At 43.8% G+C, this 16675-nt stretch carries 16 protein-coding genes; 9 read left to right on the plus strand and 7 right to left on the minus strand.

Going from position 1 to position 16675, the window contains the following annotated elements; all coding sequences use genetic code 11:
• Window positions 1-68 precede the first annotated feature (68 nt).
• Both A0U42_RS11005 and A0U42_RS11010 read right to left on the minus strand, forming a co-directional pair.
• Complete coding sequence (locus A0U42_RS11005) at window positions 69-1373, minus strand: acetyl-CoA hydrolase/transferase family protein (RefSeq protein ID WP_065361010.1); 1305 nt, start codon at window positions 1371-1373, stop codon at window positions 69-71.
• 152 nt (window positions 1374-1525) lie between these two features.
• Window positions 1526-2977 (minus strand): 4-hydroxyphenylacetate 3-hydroxylase family protein, encoded by a 1452-nt coding sequence (locus tag A0U42_RS11010; RefSeq protein ID WP_065361011.1) that lies wholly within the window; start codon window positions 2975-2977, stop codon window positions 1526-1528.
• A gap of 603 nt (window positions 2978-3580) precedes the next feature.
• On the opposite strand from A0U42_RS11010, the gene A0U42_RS11015 reads away from it, so the two are divergent.
• From A0U42_RS11015 to A0U42_RS11055, 9 genes are all read left to right on the plus strand, one after another.
• A complete protein-coding gene (locus A0U42_RS11015) occupies window positions 3581-3880 on the plus strand; it encodes a NifU family protein (RefSeq protein WP_065361012.1) in 300 nt (99 codons plus the stop codon).
• 3 nt (window positions 3881-3883) lie between these two features.
• The gene (locus A0U42_RS11020; protein WP_065361013.1) at window positions 3884-4609 is read left to right on the plus strand and encodes a MaoC family dehydratase; all 726 of its coding nucleotides are present in this window, start codon (window positions 3884-3886) and stop codon (window positions 4607-4609) included.
• Entirely contained in the window at window positions 4606-4842 is a 237-nt protein-coding gene (locus A0U42_RS11025; RefSeq protein ID WP_044505299.1) for a hypothetical protein, read from the plus strand. Before A0U42_RS11020 ends, A0U42_RS11025 begins: the two co-directional genes overlap by 4 nt.
• Window positions 4796-5500 carry an MBL fold metallo-hydrolase gene (locus A0U42_RS11030; protein WP_255304179.1) on the plus strand — a complete coding sequence of 235 codons (705 nt, stop codon included), beginning with the start codon at window positions 4796-4798 and terminating at the stop codon, window positions 5498-5500. The genes A0U42_RS11025 and A0U42_RS11030 overlap by 47 nt, the downstream gene beginning before the upstream one ends.
• Complete coding sequence (locus A0U42_RS11035; protein ID WP_255304180.1) at window positions 5484-6557, plus strand: acyl-protein synthetase; 1074 nt, start codon at window positions 5484-5486, stop codon at window positions 6555-6557. The genes A0U42_RS11030 and A0U42_RS11035 overlap by 17 nt, the downstream gene beginning before the upstream one ends.
• On the plus strand, window positions 6544-7731 hold the full coding sequence (locus A0U42_RS11040; protein ID WP_065361015.1) for an acyl-CoA reductase: 1188 nt from the start codon (window positions 6544-6546) through the stop codon (window positions 7729-7731). Before A0U42_RS11035 ends, A0U42_RS11040 begins: the two co-directional genes overlap by 14 nt.
• A gap of 11 nt (window positions 7732-7742) precedes the next feature.
• Window positions 7743-9167: an AMP-binding protein gene (locus A0U42_RS11045; RefSeq protein WP_065361016.1), complete on the plus strand. Its 1425-nt coding sequence runs from the start codon at window positions 7743-7745 to the stop codon at window positions 9165-9167.
• Between the two features lie 4 nt (window positions 9168-9171).
• On the plus strand, window positions 9172-10443 hold the full coding sequence (gene rpoN, locus A0U42_RS11050) for an RNA polymerase factor sigma-54 (RefSeq protein WP_044505295.1): 1272 nt from the start codon (window positions 9172-9174) through the stop codon (window positions 10441-10443).
• Between the two features lie 159 nt (window positions 10444-10602).
• Window positions 10603-12048, plus strand: a complete 1446-nt coding sequence (locus A0U42_RS11055) for a sigma-54-dependent Fis family transcriptional regulator (protein ID WP_065361017.1) — start codon at window positions 10603-10605, stop codon at window positions 12046-12048.
• A gap of 103 nt (window positions 12049-12151) precedes the next feature.
• Here A0U42_RS11055 and A0U42_RS11060 read toward each other — a convergent pair whose 3' ends face one another.
• The 5 genes from A0U42_RS11060 to A0U42_RS11080 all read right to left on the minus strand — a co-directional run bounded on the left by A0U42_RS11060 (window position 12152) and on the right by A0U42_RS11080 (window position 16675).
• Window positions 12152-12850: a FadR/GntR family transcriptional regulator gene (locus tag A0U42_RS11060; protein WP_065361018.1), complete on the minus strand. Its 699-nt coding sequence runs from the start codon at window positions 12848-12850 to the stop codon at window positions 12152-12154.
• 139 nt (window positions 12851-12989) lie between these two features.
• Entirely contained in the window at window positions 12990-13595 is a 606-nt protein-coding gene (locus A0U42_RS11065; RefSeq protein WP_065361019.1) for an AAA family ATPase, read from the minus strand.
• A 21-nt stretch (window positions 13596-13616) separates the two neighbouring features.
• Complete coding sequence (locus A0U42_RS11070; RefSeq protein WP_065361020.1) at window positions 13617-14585, minus strand: C-terminal binding protein; 969 nt, start codon at window positions 14583-14585, stop codon at window positions 13617-13619.
• Window positions 14586-14602: 17 nt separating this feature from the next.
• Entirely contained in the window at window positions 14603-15379 is a 777-nt protein-coding gene (locus A0U42_RS11075) for a 5-deoxy-glucuronate isomerase (protein ID WP_218055550.1), read from the minus strand.
• A 21-nt stretch (window positions 15380-15400) separates the two neighbouring features.
• Window positions 15401-16675: a TRAP transporter large permease gene (locus tag A0U42_RS11080; RefSeq protein WP_044505289.1), complete on the minus strand. Its 1275-nt coding sequence runs from the start codon at window positions 16673-16675 to the stop codon at window positions 15401-15403.

Raw genomic sequence — 16675 nt, forward strand, 5'->3', positions numbered from 1 at the left:
AATTCGGTATGAAATTATCGATAACCCAAATCGTTGCTATGGCGCATGGATGTCAAGAAGTATTGTTTTTATCCTTCATACTTACAATGAAACCGCTGTTCAAATACTGCAATTAAATCTTGTTTAAAATCCGGATGGGCAATCTTAATGAGTTCCATAGCACGCTGCCGTAAGGTGCGCCCTTTAAGATGGGCAATGCCAAATTCAGTAACGACATAGTCGATATCATTACGAGACGTTGTGACAGCAGCACCTTCATCCAGCAATGGAACAATTTTCGAAATTTTACCGTGACCGGCAGTAGAGGACATCGCAATGATGGCCTTCCCACCTTTAGCCCGCGATGCACCGCGAACAAAATCGACCTGGCCACCAACACCACTGAACTGTTTATATCCGATCATTTCAGCATTTACTTGGCCCATCAAGTCGACCTGCACGGCCGAATTAATCGAAATAATATTATCGATTTTGGCGACTACAAAGGGATCATTGGTATAATCGACGGGTTTCATCAAAACATCCGGATTGTTATTTACAAAGTCATATAGTTTTTTGGTCCCCATGAGGAAACAAGAAACGAATTTTCCCGGATCAACCGTCTTCTTTTTATTGGTAATAACGCCTTTACGGGCTAAATCAACGACGCCGTCAGAGAACATTTCTGAATGGATACCGAGATCCTTTTTATCGCCCAAGAAAGACAGTACTGCATCCGGAATCGCGCCAATACCGAGCTGCAACGTATCTCCGTCGTGAATCAAGGAAGCAATATATTGCCCAATCTTACGTTCCGTTTCGCCAATTTTAGGCGGCTGGAGTTCAATAAGATCTTCGTCCTTCTCTACGATATAGTCAATATCTTTAAGGTTGATGCCATTCCCATAAGTATAAGGCATATTCTTATTAATCTGAGCAATAACCAACTTTGCAACTTCTGCTGCCGGCTGCGTATAGTCAACAGATACGCCATAAGAGCAATTTCCGTCTTCATCGGGTTCGCTAAGTTGCAGGAAAACGACATCGACCGGCAATGTTCCATCCGCAAAAAGTTGAGGAGCTTCATGGAAGAAACACGGCGTATAGTCTGCGCGGCCTTCTTCAACAGCTTTTCGTGTAGAACCGCCGACAAACAAGGCATTATGTTTAAAATGCTTTTCCATCTCCGGCTGACAATAGGGAGCCTGTCCCATTGCAACCATGTGGACAATTTCTACGTTTTCAAGACGATCGGCCTGGCGAACCAATTCTTCGGTTAAAACTTGTGATTCACCACAAGCATGGGTAAAGACAATACGGTTGCCGGACTGGACGTGGCTTATCGCTTCTTCAGCAGATACAATCTTGCTGGCATATTCTTTTCTCCAATCCATCACACACACCTACTTTCTTATAAATCGACTGACGGCCTGCAACGAAGGAGGAGTAGCCCAGTTGCAGGCACCAGTCAATATCTCATCTACTCTACTATATTATTCCAACTGTTCACCTTATCGAAAAGATGGTAAGCAGCTTTCATCAAGCATTATTCTTCGATCTGTGCAATAGATTTAGCCAATTCTTTCTTCATGCGCAAGTTGCCCTGGCGTGAAATCATGATACGCTGTGCCTGCGGCGAACCGGCGCCATGCATCGATTCAGTACGGTAGCCGACAGCAGCAGTACCTAAGCTGAGATTTTCAATCAGGCGTAAAATTTTGAGACGATTTTCAGTCGATACAGAGTTGACACCTCTGAGGTATTTGTCGACATACGGCCCAATCTTCGGATCACGAAGGTCTTTTTCAGACGGAGCCGTAACCATCAGACCACCGGCGATATCTTCAGCCAACCGAACGATTTCATAGGGGAAACGAGTTACATTCTGTTTGCAGACGTTCGCTAAGAGCAAATCGATAAGATAGTTGCCAGCTTCAGTTTTCGTTCCCAGGGCCGAGCAGGCAATCCCGCAGGCAAAGAGGGTTTCATTGAGGTGCTGCATTTCGATAATCTTATCCTTAACATGAGAAGCTTTCGGGCAACCATTGTAGTCGGCTGCTACGGCAGCGGCACCGATGAGGACGTCGCCAACACCAACTTTACATCCGCCATAAGATTGACGATGATATCCGGCAAAGCGTTCAACCAAGACGCCGGCAAATTCATATTCACCATTGAGGTAGATGTTTTCGTTCGGGATAAATACGTTATCAAAGATGACCAGAGCTTCTGTCCCACCGAATTCAGGATTGCCCGTATCCATAGGAGCGCCTTCCATTTTACGGGTATCGCAAGACTGACGACCAACAATCATGAAAATGCCTTCAGCATCCGTAGAGCAAGAGAAACATACTGCATAATCTTTATCATCTTCCCCCATGGAAATGGTCGGCATGACGATAACTTCATGGGAATTAATAAAACCAGTCTGATGTGCTTTAGCACCACGGACGACGATGCCATCCGGACGACGTTCTACAACATGAAGATACATATCAGGATCTGCCTGAGCATGCGGAGCCAAGCCACGGTCACCTTTAGGGTCTGTCATAGCCCCGTCTACCGTAAGGTCTTCTTCCTGTACACGTTTCAAGAATTTTATGAAATTTTCATGATATTTTGTTCCATATTTCTTGTCCGTATCAAAGGTCGTCGAGAATACAGCGTTAAAAGCGTCCATCCCGACACAACGCTGGAAGCAAGAAGCCGTTTTCTGACCACAAAGGCGCTGCATTTTTACTTTATTCATTAAGTCCGTTGTGCTCTGATGAATATGGGTAAAGCGGTTAACGCGTTCACCGGTATAGGGAGAAACGGCCGTCATCAGTTCTTGATATTCCGGTTGCTGAGCCAGATCATAGGTCATGCGAACGGAATTCATGGACGGACGGAGAATCGGGTCATCAGCAGGACATGCAACTTTCTTACCGAACATATAGACCTGTAAATTTTTCTTTCTCATACTTTCGATATACTGTTCGCCTGTCATTAATGCCATAATAAATCATCCTTTCTACTTATCTTATAATAAATTTTGAGTAATTGGTTCACACGATAACGTGCTTTGCCTATAGTAAGAGCAAAAATCATGCCAAGTAAATGATCATGAAAAAAAATATAGCGTTTATTTCTTTAAAAGCATAGTAATTATCTCATCCAGATAAATTTTTATTTTTTTCAATCAACATCGTTCACTATTTCACATTTAGCTTTACTTATATTTATAGCATTTATTCGTTTCACTTTTAGCACATTTGTAACAGTATGTTGTTTTAATTTTGGAACAAATTTATTTTGTTTCATTTTTGGTTCAGCAAATTCGTCAAAACGCATTGTTAATCTTGGTTTATTTCTATATTTTCCTGCTTTTAGTCAGTAAAACATTTTATCTTATTTTTGTCTCATTACATTACACACGCGCATTATGTATTTGCTTATATCGGATATATTTTATATTTAAAAATATATCCACTTATACACCTATTTTTCCTCTTCAAAATCGTGAAATTAAGAACTATTATTTATCACACATTATCCTTTTTAATTTTGGCACGATAATTTCATATAAATAATTAAATTAATCAGATAGGATGTGAATACAATGAATGATTCTATAAAACAACAAATTGAATCTGTATTAGAAAAAGAAATTAGACCCATCTTAGCCGAACACCAAGGGGATGTCGCCATCGTCGACTACACTAATCACATTTTACGAATCCGCCTAACCGGAAAATGCAGCGGCTGTCCGTCAGCCCAATTAACGACAGAAGAACTCATCGGAAATAAGATTCGTGAGTCCATTCCCGAGGTCCAAGACATTATCCTGGTAACCGGGGTCAGCGACTCCCTCATTGCTCAAGCGAAGGATATATTACGCATGCGTCATATGCAGAGGTAAGCTATGAAAATAGGCATAAAATATTGCGGAGGCTGCAACCCTCGCTACGATCGCAGCCGCGAAGTAGAAAAGCTGAAAAAAAAATTTCCTCAACATATGTTTACATATGATGTGGAAAATACAGTCTGTGATATCTGTCTGCTCGTGTGTGGCTGTATGACGGCCTGTGCAGATAAAACGGGTATCGCAGCGCGACAGTTTCGCCAACTCCTCACACCGCAACAATTTAAAGACTTTTCAAAAGAAATGGAGGCTTCATCTCAACAGGACCCAACAGCAAAAACAGAAATACGGGTAGGCACAACTGCCGCCATGACCAAAACATTCACCGATGAAGACATCTATCAATTCGCTGCACTGACCGGAGATTCCGGAAAGCTGCACACCGATCCGACCTTTGCGGCCCTCCATGGATTTGGCCGCCCCGTTGTTCACGGGGTACTGACCGCCAGCCTCTTATCTTCTATCATGGGAACTATTTTCCCGGGCGATGGAACGATTTTAATGGATGAACAATTATCCTTTACCGCTCCCGTTTATCCCGGCGACACCATTAATGCGTCGATAGAACTAATTCATGTCGAAGAAAAAAAACGCTGGTACATTGGCAAATTTCGAGGAATTTGCCAAAAAGCAGATGGAACCATAGTCGTAGAAGGCAATATCCATCAATTGATGATGAAAACATTATTTATCTATCACAACACAGAACAGGAGAATAAATCATGACAAACTTAGAAAAATACGAACAGCTTTTTATGAATAATTTCAAACTAAAAAAAGAAGACCTCCCCGGTCTAAAGTATCGCAGTATTAAGCTATGGGACTCTATGGGCCATATGACATTAATGGAGGAAATGGAAGATACCTTCGATATTTCCATTGATACCCCCGATGTGCTGGCATTCAGCTCTTATGAAAAGGGAATGGATATTTTACGAAAATACGGCGTCGATATTTAAAATGCTCGAAAAAATAATTGTCGATCCCCTGACTGACAGCAACTGCTATCTGTTAGTCTCCGGGGATCGCGTTCTCATCGTCGATCCAAATAATTTTCAAAAAATCCATTCCTATCTTACCGAGAAAAATCTAACTCCGGAACTTGTCATTTTAACACATGAACACTGCGACCATATAGCGGCCCTCAACGACCTCAGAAAACAGTATCCGGTAAAAGTTTTATGCAGTGCCGCCTGCAGCCTGGGAATTCAAAGTACTACCTTAAATATGACAAGAATTATGGAAACGTACTTATATTTTAAGAGCAATGGAAAAATGAGAGTTTCATACCCACCTTTTACTTGCCAACCGGCAGATATTACCTTTGAAAAAGGTTACACGACGACCTGGCGACAGCATACAATTTTATGCCAATCCGCCCCCGGCCATACTCCCGGCAGCAGTTGTATCATCGTCGATGAAGCGCTCTTGTTTTCAGGAGACTACTTCATTCCAAACGAAAATGTCATCACACGACTCCCTGGCGGGGATGAACAGGCCTATGAAAAATTGGGTAAGCCCGTTTTACGGAGTTTACCCACACCAATAAAAACCTATCCCGGTCACAGAGCACCCTTTATATTGACAAAGGAGGTGAAGGATGCCTATGGACTATAATACTTGGCTTGACCAGCCGCCATTTGCTTGGACCCAATCCGAAAAAGAGCACCATTATATACACCTCTTATCCGAATTAACACTTCAACACAGCAAGGCTTGCCCACCGTACGGACAGGCATTGAACACCTTAAGACTCAAACGCAATCGTTATAACCAAATTTCAACCATTCCCATGCTCCCTATAGCTCTTTTTAAAACAGAAGAGTTAAAAAGCATCAGCGACCAGGACGTTTTCAAAGTGATTACCTCGTCCGGAACATCCGGTATAGCTTCCCACCTATATCTCGATACTACAACAGCAAGCAATCAACAATTTGCCTTATACCATATTGTAGAAAACTTTATCGGCTCCGCTCGATTGCCGATGCTCATTGTCGACACGCCGGACTTATTAAAAAACCGCAATGCCTTCAATGCGAGAGGAGCTGCCGTTTTAGGATTTTCTATCTTTGCCAAACGAAAATATTATGCCCTAAAGTCTGATTTATCGATAGACCTAGAGAGCATCCGAACCTTTATCCAAATCTATCATGATCAACCGGTGCTCATTTTCGGGTTCACTTTCATGATTTGGCAGTATTTATGCGAAGCGCTGGCAGATTACCCGGGCATGCTCGATTTATCCAATGCGATTCTCATCCATGGCGGTGGCTGGAAAAAGATGCAAGATAGAGCCGTTTCGCCCACTGTTTATAAGCAGCGTCTATTCGAGCAGTTTAAAATCAGCAAGGTCCACAATTACTATGGTATGGCTGAGCAAACCGGATGTATTTATATGGAGTGTGAACAAGGGCACCTTCATGCCAGTATTTTTTCAGATATCATTATCCGTAACCCTGAGGACTTTTCCCCTTGCGCCATTGGTGAATCTGGAATAGTTCAAGTATTAACGCCGCTGGCAACATCCTATCCCGGGCATTCTATTCTGACAGAAGACATGGGGACATTATTAGGCATTGATGATTGCCCTTGTGGTCGTTTAGGCAAATATTTTCGCATTGACGGTCGTATTGCCAAGGCGGAGATAAGGGGGTGCAGTGATGCGCACAACTAAAAAAGTCACAACAATTGCAGGAACGATTCCAGAAAAAATAATTCCGTCCCCCCCATTTTCACCTTTAATCGTGCAATTCTGTAAAGATTTCTCTCGCCATTTGCAAAACCATCCGCTGACAAAAGACAATCCGGAATGGGCCGCTTTTCGCTTCTGGCTTCGTCCAAGGAAAATAGAAGAATATAAAAAATTACTCCCCTACATCGAAAATCGATTGGGACGCGGCTTAACTTTTCATATTGCCCCAGCCAACATGCCCGTCATGTTTTTATACAGCTTATTTATCTCATTATTGGCCGGCAATGCCAACATCGTCCGGATTTCCCCCAAACTCCTCCCGACAATCACCCCAATTTGCAACCTGCTTGATCATCTTTTACAGGCCCCTTCATACCGAAGCCTATGGGAACAAAACGCAATCATCACCTATGATCACGAAAAAAAAGTAACAGACTCGTTTTCAAAACACTGTGACAGCCGCATAATTTGGGGCGGAGACAAAACAATTCTCGAAATCAGAAAATCCCCTTTATCTCCCAAGGCTATCGACATTCCGTTTCCCGATCGCTACTCACTGTCGGTCTTCGATAGCAATTATATCGTTACTTGTTCAGATGAAGAATTAAAAGAAAAAGTTCATCATTTTTATTTAGATACCTATGAAGTAGATCAAAATGCCTGCTCCTCTCCAAGACTTATTTTTTGGCTTGGACCAAAAAGCGCCTTCATCGATGCGCAGCAGCGATGGTGGAAAGCCGTTGTCCATGAAATACAGAAATACGACCTGGCGCCCATTAAAGTAAGTCGAAAATTCACCGAAGCCTGGAAATTTGCAATGCATGAAGCTGAAATTCAATCCATCGCATATGACAACAACCGACTTTATGTCTATACATTATCTGACTTGCCCTTCGATATAACTCAATTATCAGGAACTTTTGGTCAATTTTTTCAATATCCATTACAAGATTTATCGGACATATTCCCCTACCTTACGGCTAAAGTCCAGACTATCACGACCTTAAATATATCCCCAACTGAAGTTCGAAACCAGCTCATCCAAGCTCAGGTAACCGGTGTAGACCGAGTTGTACCAATCGGGCAAGCCATGGATATGGATATAATTTGGGATGGCCGCAATCTACTGGAATCACTGACCCGCATCATTCGTTAGGAGGGATACATATGTTGTGTTTCTTTGATGAAAACCCGAAATACCAAGATCATCTCTTATTTATTGATGGAATGGACCATTCCATTACCTATGGCGATTGGTATGTTCACAGCAAAAAAGTACATCAACTAATCGAAAATAAACCCAAACAATTAGCGGCCATTATCTGCCATAACACAATAGGCTCTGCACTATCCTACCTTTGCTGCCTGCAAAACCATATCGTCCCCCTTCTCATCGATCACGATATGGATGAAGAATTACAGCAGCAATTATTGATGCGTTATCAGCCCAACTACCTGTTTAAGCCCGTAGATGATATAGAAGAACCAATATATACACTATATGATTACGGCCTATACCATAGTAATGAAATCAACCACCATATTCATCCGGATTTAGCCCTGTTATTAACGACGTCCGGAAGTACGGGAAGCCCGAAATTAGTCCGACAAAGCTATAAAAATATTCAATCAAATGCGACCTCTATCGCCGAATATCTAAAAATCACCGAGCGAGATCATCCGATTTCATCTCTCCCGATGCACTACACCTTCGGTCTGTCAGTAATAAACAGCCATGTCCTCCAAGGTGCCTGCGAATGTCTGACAGAAAACACGGTATTCGATAAAGAATTCTGGAACATCTGTAAAAAAGAATCTATCACCTCACTGGCAGGTGTTCCCTTCACCTTTGAGTGTTTGAAGCGTATCGGAATCATGTCTATGGATTTACCAAAATTGAAGCTGATGATTCAAGCCGGCGGCCATCTATCGACACGGCTGCAAAAGGAATATCTTGAATTTGCGCACCGAACAGGAAAGCGTTTTATCGTCATGTATGGTCAAACAGAAGCAACGGCACGCATGTCCTATCTGCCATTTGATAAAGCCTTGGAAAAATTGGGAAGTATCGGCATCGCAATACCGGGCGGGACCTTCCACATCATGGAAGATGAAAAAACAGAAATCACGACGCCGAAGGTAACCGGCGAACTTTGTTATGACGGTCCGAATGTAACGATGGGGTACGCTCAAAAAGCAGAGGATTTATCCTTAGGAGACTTACGACATGGACGGCTTTATACAGGAGACATGGCCTATGTCGATCAAGACGGATACTACTATATTACAGGTCGAAAAAAACGCTTCCTAAAAATAATGGGGAAGCGCGTAAATATGGATGAAGTAGAAGAACTCTTAAAAAACACCTTTGACGTTAGCGACTTTGCTTGTACCGGAAAAGATGATGACCTGCATATTTTTATGACGGGCACCACAGACAAACAACCAGAAATAGAAGATTTCTTAATCGAAAAACTCGGCCTTCATATCCACTGCTTCAGTATCCATCAAATAGAACAAATCCCCAAAAATACGTCGGGGAAAACCCAGTACCCAATTTTGAACGACCTGGCCGAAAAGGACGGAAGGTGAAACAATGGACACCAACTTAACACTGAGTCAGAAAGAGCTTCAAAAACTTTCAACCAATCAAATTCAATCGTTGAATATTCTCGCCTTATCCACAGAATCTCTGTACAACCTGCTTCAAAAAGAATCCGAAGAAAACCCCTTCATGGAGTATAGCCCAAATCAAAGATCGTCAGCCCACAACGATACTTCCTTTTTAGATTTTGTAGCAGCTCCAGAAGAGCGCAGCGTCAAACAATTTATTTTGGAACAAGTAAATTCCGCGAATTTTACAAAACCCCAGTGGGCCCTGTTTTCGTATTTGGCCGACTATGTCGATAGCAGAGGATACTTGACCATAACCGAAGAAGAAATAACCGAAAAATTGCCCTTGCCGGCAGGCCTTTTTGACTTCTGCCTATGCCGTCTCCAAGAACTGGATCCTGCCGGTATAGGCGCGACGTCACTCAAGGACTGTCTAAAATTGCAGCTACGTCGCAATCACAAGTTAACCCCGCTATTGGAAAAACTGATTGACCATCATCTTTCAGATATAGGAAAACAAAAACGCTCACAAATTTACCAATCTGTAAAGGGTCCCAAAACAAAGATCGATGCCGCCATAGCTCTCATCAAGAAATTAAATCCGGCACCACTTAGCGGCATCTTCGAAGCAGAAGCCTCCTATATTATTCCCGATGTCATCATTCAATTCACGGGCACCGACCACGAAGTTATTTTAAACGACTCCTGGTCAGCCTCTTATTCCATGAGCGATTACTACGTCCGGATGATGCGGACAACGACCGACGAAAGTGTAAAGGAATATTTCCAAACCAAATATACGCGCTGTCGCCTACTGTTTTATAATATTGAACGCCGCCGTAAAACGCTGCATGCCTTAACCGATGCCATTTGGAACTGTCAGCAAGACTATTTACAGAACCAAGGACCACTGCAGCCGATGACGCTGTCAGATATTGCCAAAAAAGTAGGCCTTCATCCCTCTACCATCAGTCGTTCTATAAAAGACAAGTATCTACAAACGCCGCATAAAACCATTTCCTTCAAACATTTATTTCAGCGTCCTTTTCCTAAGACAAAAGAAACCATTTCGAAAGATGCCGTACAACAGTCTCTCGCTCGGCTGATTGAAAACGAAGACGTCAAACATCCGTACAGTGATGCCCAATTAACTGCACTGTTGACGGACCAGTTCGAATACTCCTTTTCAAGAAGATTAATTCAAAAATATCGAGAAATACTGCATATTTCTAACTCCTATTCTCGTCATCAATAGTCCATTTTTCATCTATCGACGTTGATTCTCTCAATACTATCAGCCTTGTTACTATAACCAAAAATTGTTATAATTATATCATGTCTGCATATTTATCATGTAAATTATAGAAGCCCCATTGGGACTCCTTTATTACCCATTTTAAAGGAGACAATAGTTATGACAACTACCGCTAAAATTTTTTCCACGCTCTCAGAGGCCCAGGAGCGTTTAAACGCAATTATAGAGCATTCCTTTGACGGTATATTCATTACTGATGCAAAAGCCAACGTACTCCGCATCAACCATGCCTATGAAATCATTACCGGATTAAAGCAAGAGGAAGTCATCGGGAAAAATATGGCCGACTTGGTCCGCGATAAATTGATATCTCAGTCCGGGTCGCTCCAAGTCATCAAAACCAAGCAGCCCGTTACCTTGCAACAATGTTTTCGTTCCGGAAAAGAAGCGCTGGTAACAAGCTCTCCCATTTTTGATAAAGACGAAAACTTTATCATGGTCGTGACCAATGTCCGAGATTTAACCGAAATTTACAATTTGAAAGCCGTTGTACAAGAAAAAACGGCCGCTATGGACCGTTTAGCTTTAGAGCTGGAACATTTACAGACGACGGCAGAAGAAACTCACGAAATCATCGCAAAAGATGAAACAACCTTAGCCGCTATGCTGCTGGCCAATCGAGTCGCTTCAATGGACACCTCGGTCATCCTATTCGGTGAAACCGGGGTCGGTAAAGAAGTCATGGCGCGATATATCTTCCAGCACAGCCTGCGATCAAAAGGAAGTTTCATAAAGGTAAATTGCGGCGCAATCCCGGAAAACCTCATTGAAAGCGAGTTATTCGGATATGAAGGCGGCGCTTTTACCGGTGCCAATAAAGGTGGTAAAATCGGCCTCTTCGAACTCGCCAATAATGGGACCTTATTTCTTGACGAAATCGGGGAACTCCCGAAAGATATGCAGGTAAAGCTGTTGCGTGCCCTACAGGAGCAGGAAATCATGCGAGTAGGCGGCACAAAGCCCATAACTATCGACGTCCGGATCATTGCCGCAACCAATAGAAATCTCGAAGAAATGGTAAAAAATGGAACATTCCGGGAAGACCTCTATTACCGACTCACCGTTTTTCCAATTTCGATTCCGCCACTGCGAATGCGAAAAAAAGACATCGAGCCTTTAGCAAAATCGTTTTTAGAAAAGCTGAATCAAAAGTATCAAATGAAAAAGTATTTGACCCCTTTATCGATGCAGCTGCTCCATGAGTACGATTGGCCGGGAAATATTCGCGAACTAAAAAACATTGTCGAACGGGCCATCATCATCAGTTCTTCCGACGCCATACAACCAGAAGATCTCCACATTCACCCGGCCAGCAAACCCATTGTAATCATCAAAGAAAAGGAAGTTGAAAATGAACCAGCCGACTTTGCCGCACCGCCCATTCAATTTCCAATCAATTTAAAAGAGGTACTGGAAAAGATTGAATATAATTATATTCAAAATGCATATAAAATGTTCGGAAACGTCCGAACAGCGTCCAAAAACCTAGGATTAACTCCCTCAACCTTTGTTAGAAAACGAAAGCAATATGAGGATCAACATTAGGAAAGGAGGTCTTCCCATGACAAAATCAATCGTAAAAAGAAAAACGCTGGCCGTCTGTCCGATTCAAAAAGTTGAGGGCGGCTAATCATTAGTTAAAGCCCATTTATTCCTTTGAATTTAATTTAGCCGAAATAAATTCCCACAGCATCGTTACGTGAATCGTCATGGCGTTATAAGCCCCGGTTGCATCATGGCGGACAATGGCATCGACAAGACGGCGATGGTAAACGAGGGTATTATTATCCCTCAGGGCATCTTCCGTCGATACGATATTCTTTTTAACGGACGTATGAAGGATATAGGATAAATTACTCAGGACCCGGTTTCCACTGGCCTCAGCAATCATCATGTGCAGGGCTGTGTCTTCCTTTTCATAATCTTTATTGGCCTTGATAAGGTCTTCAACCAAGGCACACTGTTCCACTAATGCCCGGCACTGTTCTTCTGTCGCATGGAGGGCCGCTAATAAGGCCGTCTGGGGCTCGATCATCAAGCGAACGTCGAGCAGGTCGATGGCCAGGCGGTCATCATCATAGATAAAAGTCAGTCCCAGGGGATCCAGGGGAACGCCGCAGCGTTTGGCGATGAAGGTGCCTGAACCTTGACGTACTTCCAGGATGTTGCGGGCGCTTAATGCTCGAATCGCCTCCCGCAGAGTCGAACGACTGACATTCAAATCTTCCATCAACACCGGCTCCGTCGGCATTTTATCCCCGGGAAGCATTTGTCGCGACGTAATAAAATCGATGATATTGTTAGCCGTTTCTTCAATTTTAGATTTTGAGGACTTAGAATTAACCATATAAAACTCCTTACTGGCATGCACTCACTGATTAATATCTATAGGATAACAGATACATCAGACAAAAAACAGTAGAAAAAGAAAAATCCATAGACTTTGTGAAAAAAGCTGCCTTGCGGCAGCTTTTTCTCATATGACCTTATTGCTGTAAGGTCTCAATATAGTTGATGATTAAATCCGCGCCTTTGTCTAAGGTAATGCGGCTGGTATTCATGGCAGCCGTATAGTTGGCCGGATCGCCCCACAGATTTCCCGTATAGTACGTATAGTATTGACCGCGCTTGCGGTCTTCTTCTTTTAATTCCCGCAGCGTCTTTCCATCATATATGCTTTTCCCGCGCTCGGCCCGATAAGCATCGTCGGCACAGATATAAAAGGAATAGGTATTGGGGAAATTTTTTAAAACGTAGTCTGCACACCGTCCCAAAATAATGCAGGACCCGTCTCTGGCCAATTGCCGGATGGCCTCGGATTCAGCCTCAAACATCTGATTATTTAAAGGCTTCTCGCCTTGCATGCCAAAGATATAGAAAGGCATAAATTTCAAGGAAAGGGGCGGGATTTCTTCTTCGAGCTGTTTTAAGTCCCCTTCTTTCATATCGTCGATACCAATTTTAGCAGCTGCGATATGAATCAATTGGCGGTCGTATAAGGGAATCCCCAATTTTTTTGCCAGAATCTGCGCCAGTTCTCTGCCTCCGCTCCCATATTGGCGGCTGATGGCAATCACCGTACCTGCATTCATGGTCTCATCTCCTCCCGGCTGTTATTTAAGAACATCCTTGTTGACGAGATACTTTGCCTTTTCGCCATTCAAAACCTTGGCGACGCCTCGTGCAGCCTTCGTTTTCAAATCGATTTCCGATTCTTCGGAATACCAGGCAATGTGCGGCGTAATGATGACATTATCCAAGGTCAGCAAGGGGTTATCTTTTTCAATCGGTTCATGGACCGTAACATCCAATCCGGCATAGCCGATTTTTCCATCCTTCAAAGCCCGATACAACGCGGCTTCATCAATCAAAGGTCCGCGCGACGTATTGACGACAATGGCCGTCGGTTTCATCCAGGAAAGGGTTTCGTCATTCAACAGATTTTCCGTGTCTTTCGTCAAGGGTACATGAACCGAAACGATATCCGACTGCATCAAAACATCCTTCAAAGGCAGTATTTCAACGCCTTCCTTGGCTCCCGCTTCGGGGGAAACATAGGGATCGTAAGCCAAAATTTTCAAGCCAAAAGCCTTCATTTTTTGAGCAACCATTCTGGGGATACGACCAAATCCTAAAAGTCCCAGTGTCTGTCCGTTGAGGCGGTGAATCGGTTTGGCAATCTGGTAGTCCCAGCCGCCGTGACGAGTCTGATGATTCAATATGTTTAATTTCCGATGGCAGGCCATCATCAAGGTAATCGCCTGATTCGACACTTCATCCATACAAAAATCCGGTACATTGACAACCTGAATCCCCAGGTCCGTCGCAGCCTCAAGATCGACGGTATTGACGCCGACGCCATAGCGGCCGACGACCTTCAAGTTCGGTAGCGATTCCATAACTTTACGGGTAATCGGTGCATATTGATTGAGCAGGCCATCTGCGTCTTTGCAGTTTTCAATAATCGCGTCTTCCGTTTTAGACTGAGTCGGAACTAAGACGGCTCCGATTTTAGCGACTTCGTTTTTTTCGGGATCCAACGTTCCATAATCATAATCGGTTACATACACTTTAAATGCCATGATTTCAACACCCTTTCTTAAACTCTCATAGGATCAGATTCTGCTAAATCATATTTGCGTACCATCGGGTCAAAGGCTGCCAAAACCCAGAAATAAGCATTTTGACAGCCCGGGCAGCCGACCGTCGGATGATATCCGCAAGGCGCCTGGACCATCGTCCCCGAATAAACGGGATGGACGACCATATCATCGACGTCGCCGCTGTTCTTATAACTGATATGGAAACCAAATTTAGGTTTCGGCATATCAAAGTAACAGTAGACTTCTTCTAAATATTTTTCATGCTGGTGCGGCGGCCAGCTCGTCCATGAACCGTCACCGCCCCAGGTGAGACCACAAATCAACCGTGACGCCTTATCGGTCGGAGCCAGGGTAAACATGACTTCCCGGCGGCACGGGCCTTCTCCATGAATCTGATGTATATCGCCGATGGGAAGGGATCGGTCGAACTTACGGACGAGAGGTTCACCGATTCCATCAAAAACAGCCCCGGCAATATAGAAAATACACTCTTCAAGCGCCGTGATTTGAATGGAATGCTGCGCCGGAATATAGAAAGAATCTAATTTTTCCAACTGCACCTTTCCCAGTATTTCTTGTTCGATCACGGCCCGACCTTGGATCAAGACAGCATGCAATTCCCGCTTATCATCCTTCAGATGATAGGAGGCCCCCTTAGGAAGGTTCAAGCGAAACATTTGGGCAACCCGGCAAGCTGCCGTATCCGGTGTAATAACCGAATGGAAACCCATCGAGTCCGGCGATTGAACACGCCAAGACATCATCTCATTCATATTCATTATAATCCCCTTTCCTTATAAAAACAGTGTCGTAAATACAGGGAATAGTACGACCGCAAAATAAACCGCGACATAGCCAATGAAGAAAGGAATTTCACCACTGACAATCTTGCCCATATCAAGCTTGGTTACAGATGCCGCTGCAAAGATATTGACGGCAACAGGCGGAGTCATCGTGCCGACGACATTGGCAATGCAAACAATCATGCCGAAGTGAATGATGTCGACCCCTACGACATGGGCCAATGGCCAAAGGATAGGCACTAAGAGGACGCAAATAGCGGTGCCTTCCAAAAAAGTACCGAATGCCAGCAGCAACAAGGCAACGAGAATACAGAACAACGTCGGATTGAGATTCAGGCTGCGGATAAAATCAACCATCTCACCGGAAATACCGGAATAAGCAAAAATCCAAGAGAAGGCCGTTGAAGTCGCGATGATAAATAAAATCATCGCCGACCCTTTTGCAGAATCCAGAAAAATGGGCCATAAGTCTTTGATTGTCATTTCTTTATATACGAAGAAGCTGACGATCAGGGACCAGACGACGGCAACTGAAGCCGATTCGGTCGGCGTCATAATGCCGGAATAAATCCCGCCTAAAATAATAGCCGGCAGCAGTAAGGCCGGAATCGCATGGATAAAGGACCCCCATACTTCTTTCAAGCTGACGCGCTTGGCATTTTTAGGCCACTTTTCTTTATGGGAATATACGAAACAGACGACCATCAAAATAGCCATGATGAGGATACCGATGCCTAACCCTGCTTTAAACATTTTGCTGATAGAGGCCCCGGTAATCGTACCATAGACAATCATGATGATACTCGGCGGAATAACCGGCCCTAACCCGCCGGATACAACCAAGAGACCGGCTACGCGTTCTTTTGGGTACCCCAGTTTAACCATGTCGGCATAAAGCATGACGCCAATGGCGACGACCGTTGCCGGCGCCGATCCTGACAAGGCCGCAAAAAATGCACAGGCTAAGACCAATACAAAGGACATGCCGCCGCGGATATTCCCAATAATAGAATTACAGAAATCTACGATACAGCTTGAAATACCGCCTTTCGTCATGATATTGCCGGCCAGTATAAAAAAGGCGATTGCCATGATAGACGTCGATTCAAGACCGCCAAAAATACGCTGAGGGATAATGCCCGGCGTGACCATAAAATCAGGTGCCAAGAAAATCGTCACCATGACGGCTGCGCCTAAGGTAAACGAAATAGGTACGCCCATGGCCAAAAACAGAATCATCCCACCAAACAGTAAGGCTGTTACCAT

Origin of the sequence: Megasphaera sp. DISK 18, assembly GCF_001682955.1 — a bacterium.
GTDB classification, from domain to species: Bacteria; Bacillota; Negativicutes; order Veillonellales; family Megasphaeraceae; genus Megasphaera; species Megasphaera massiliensis.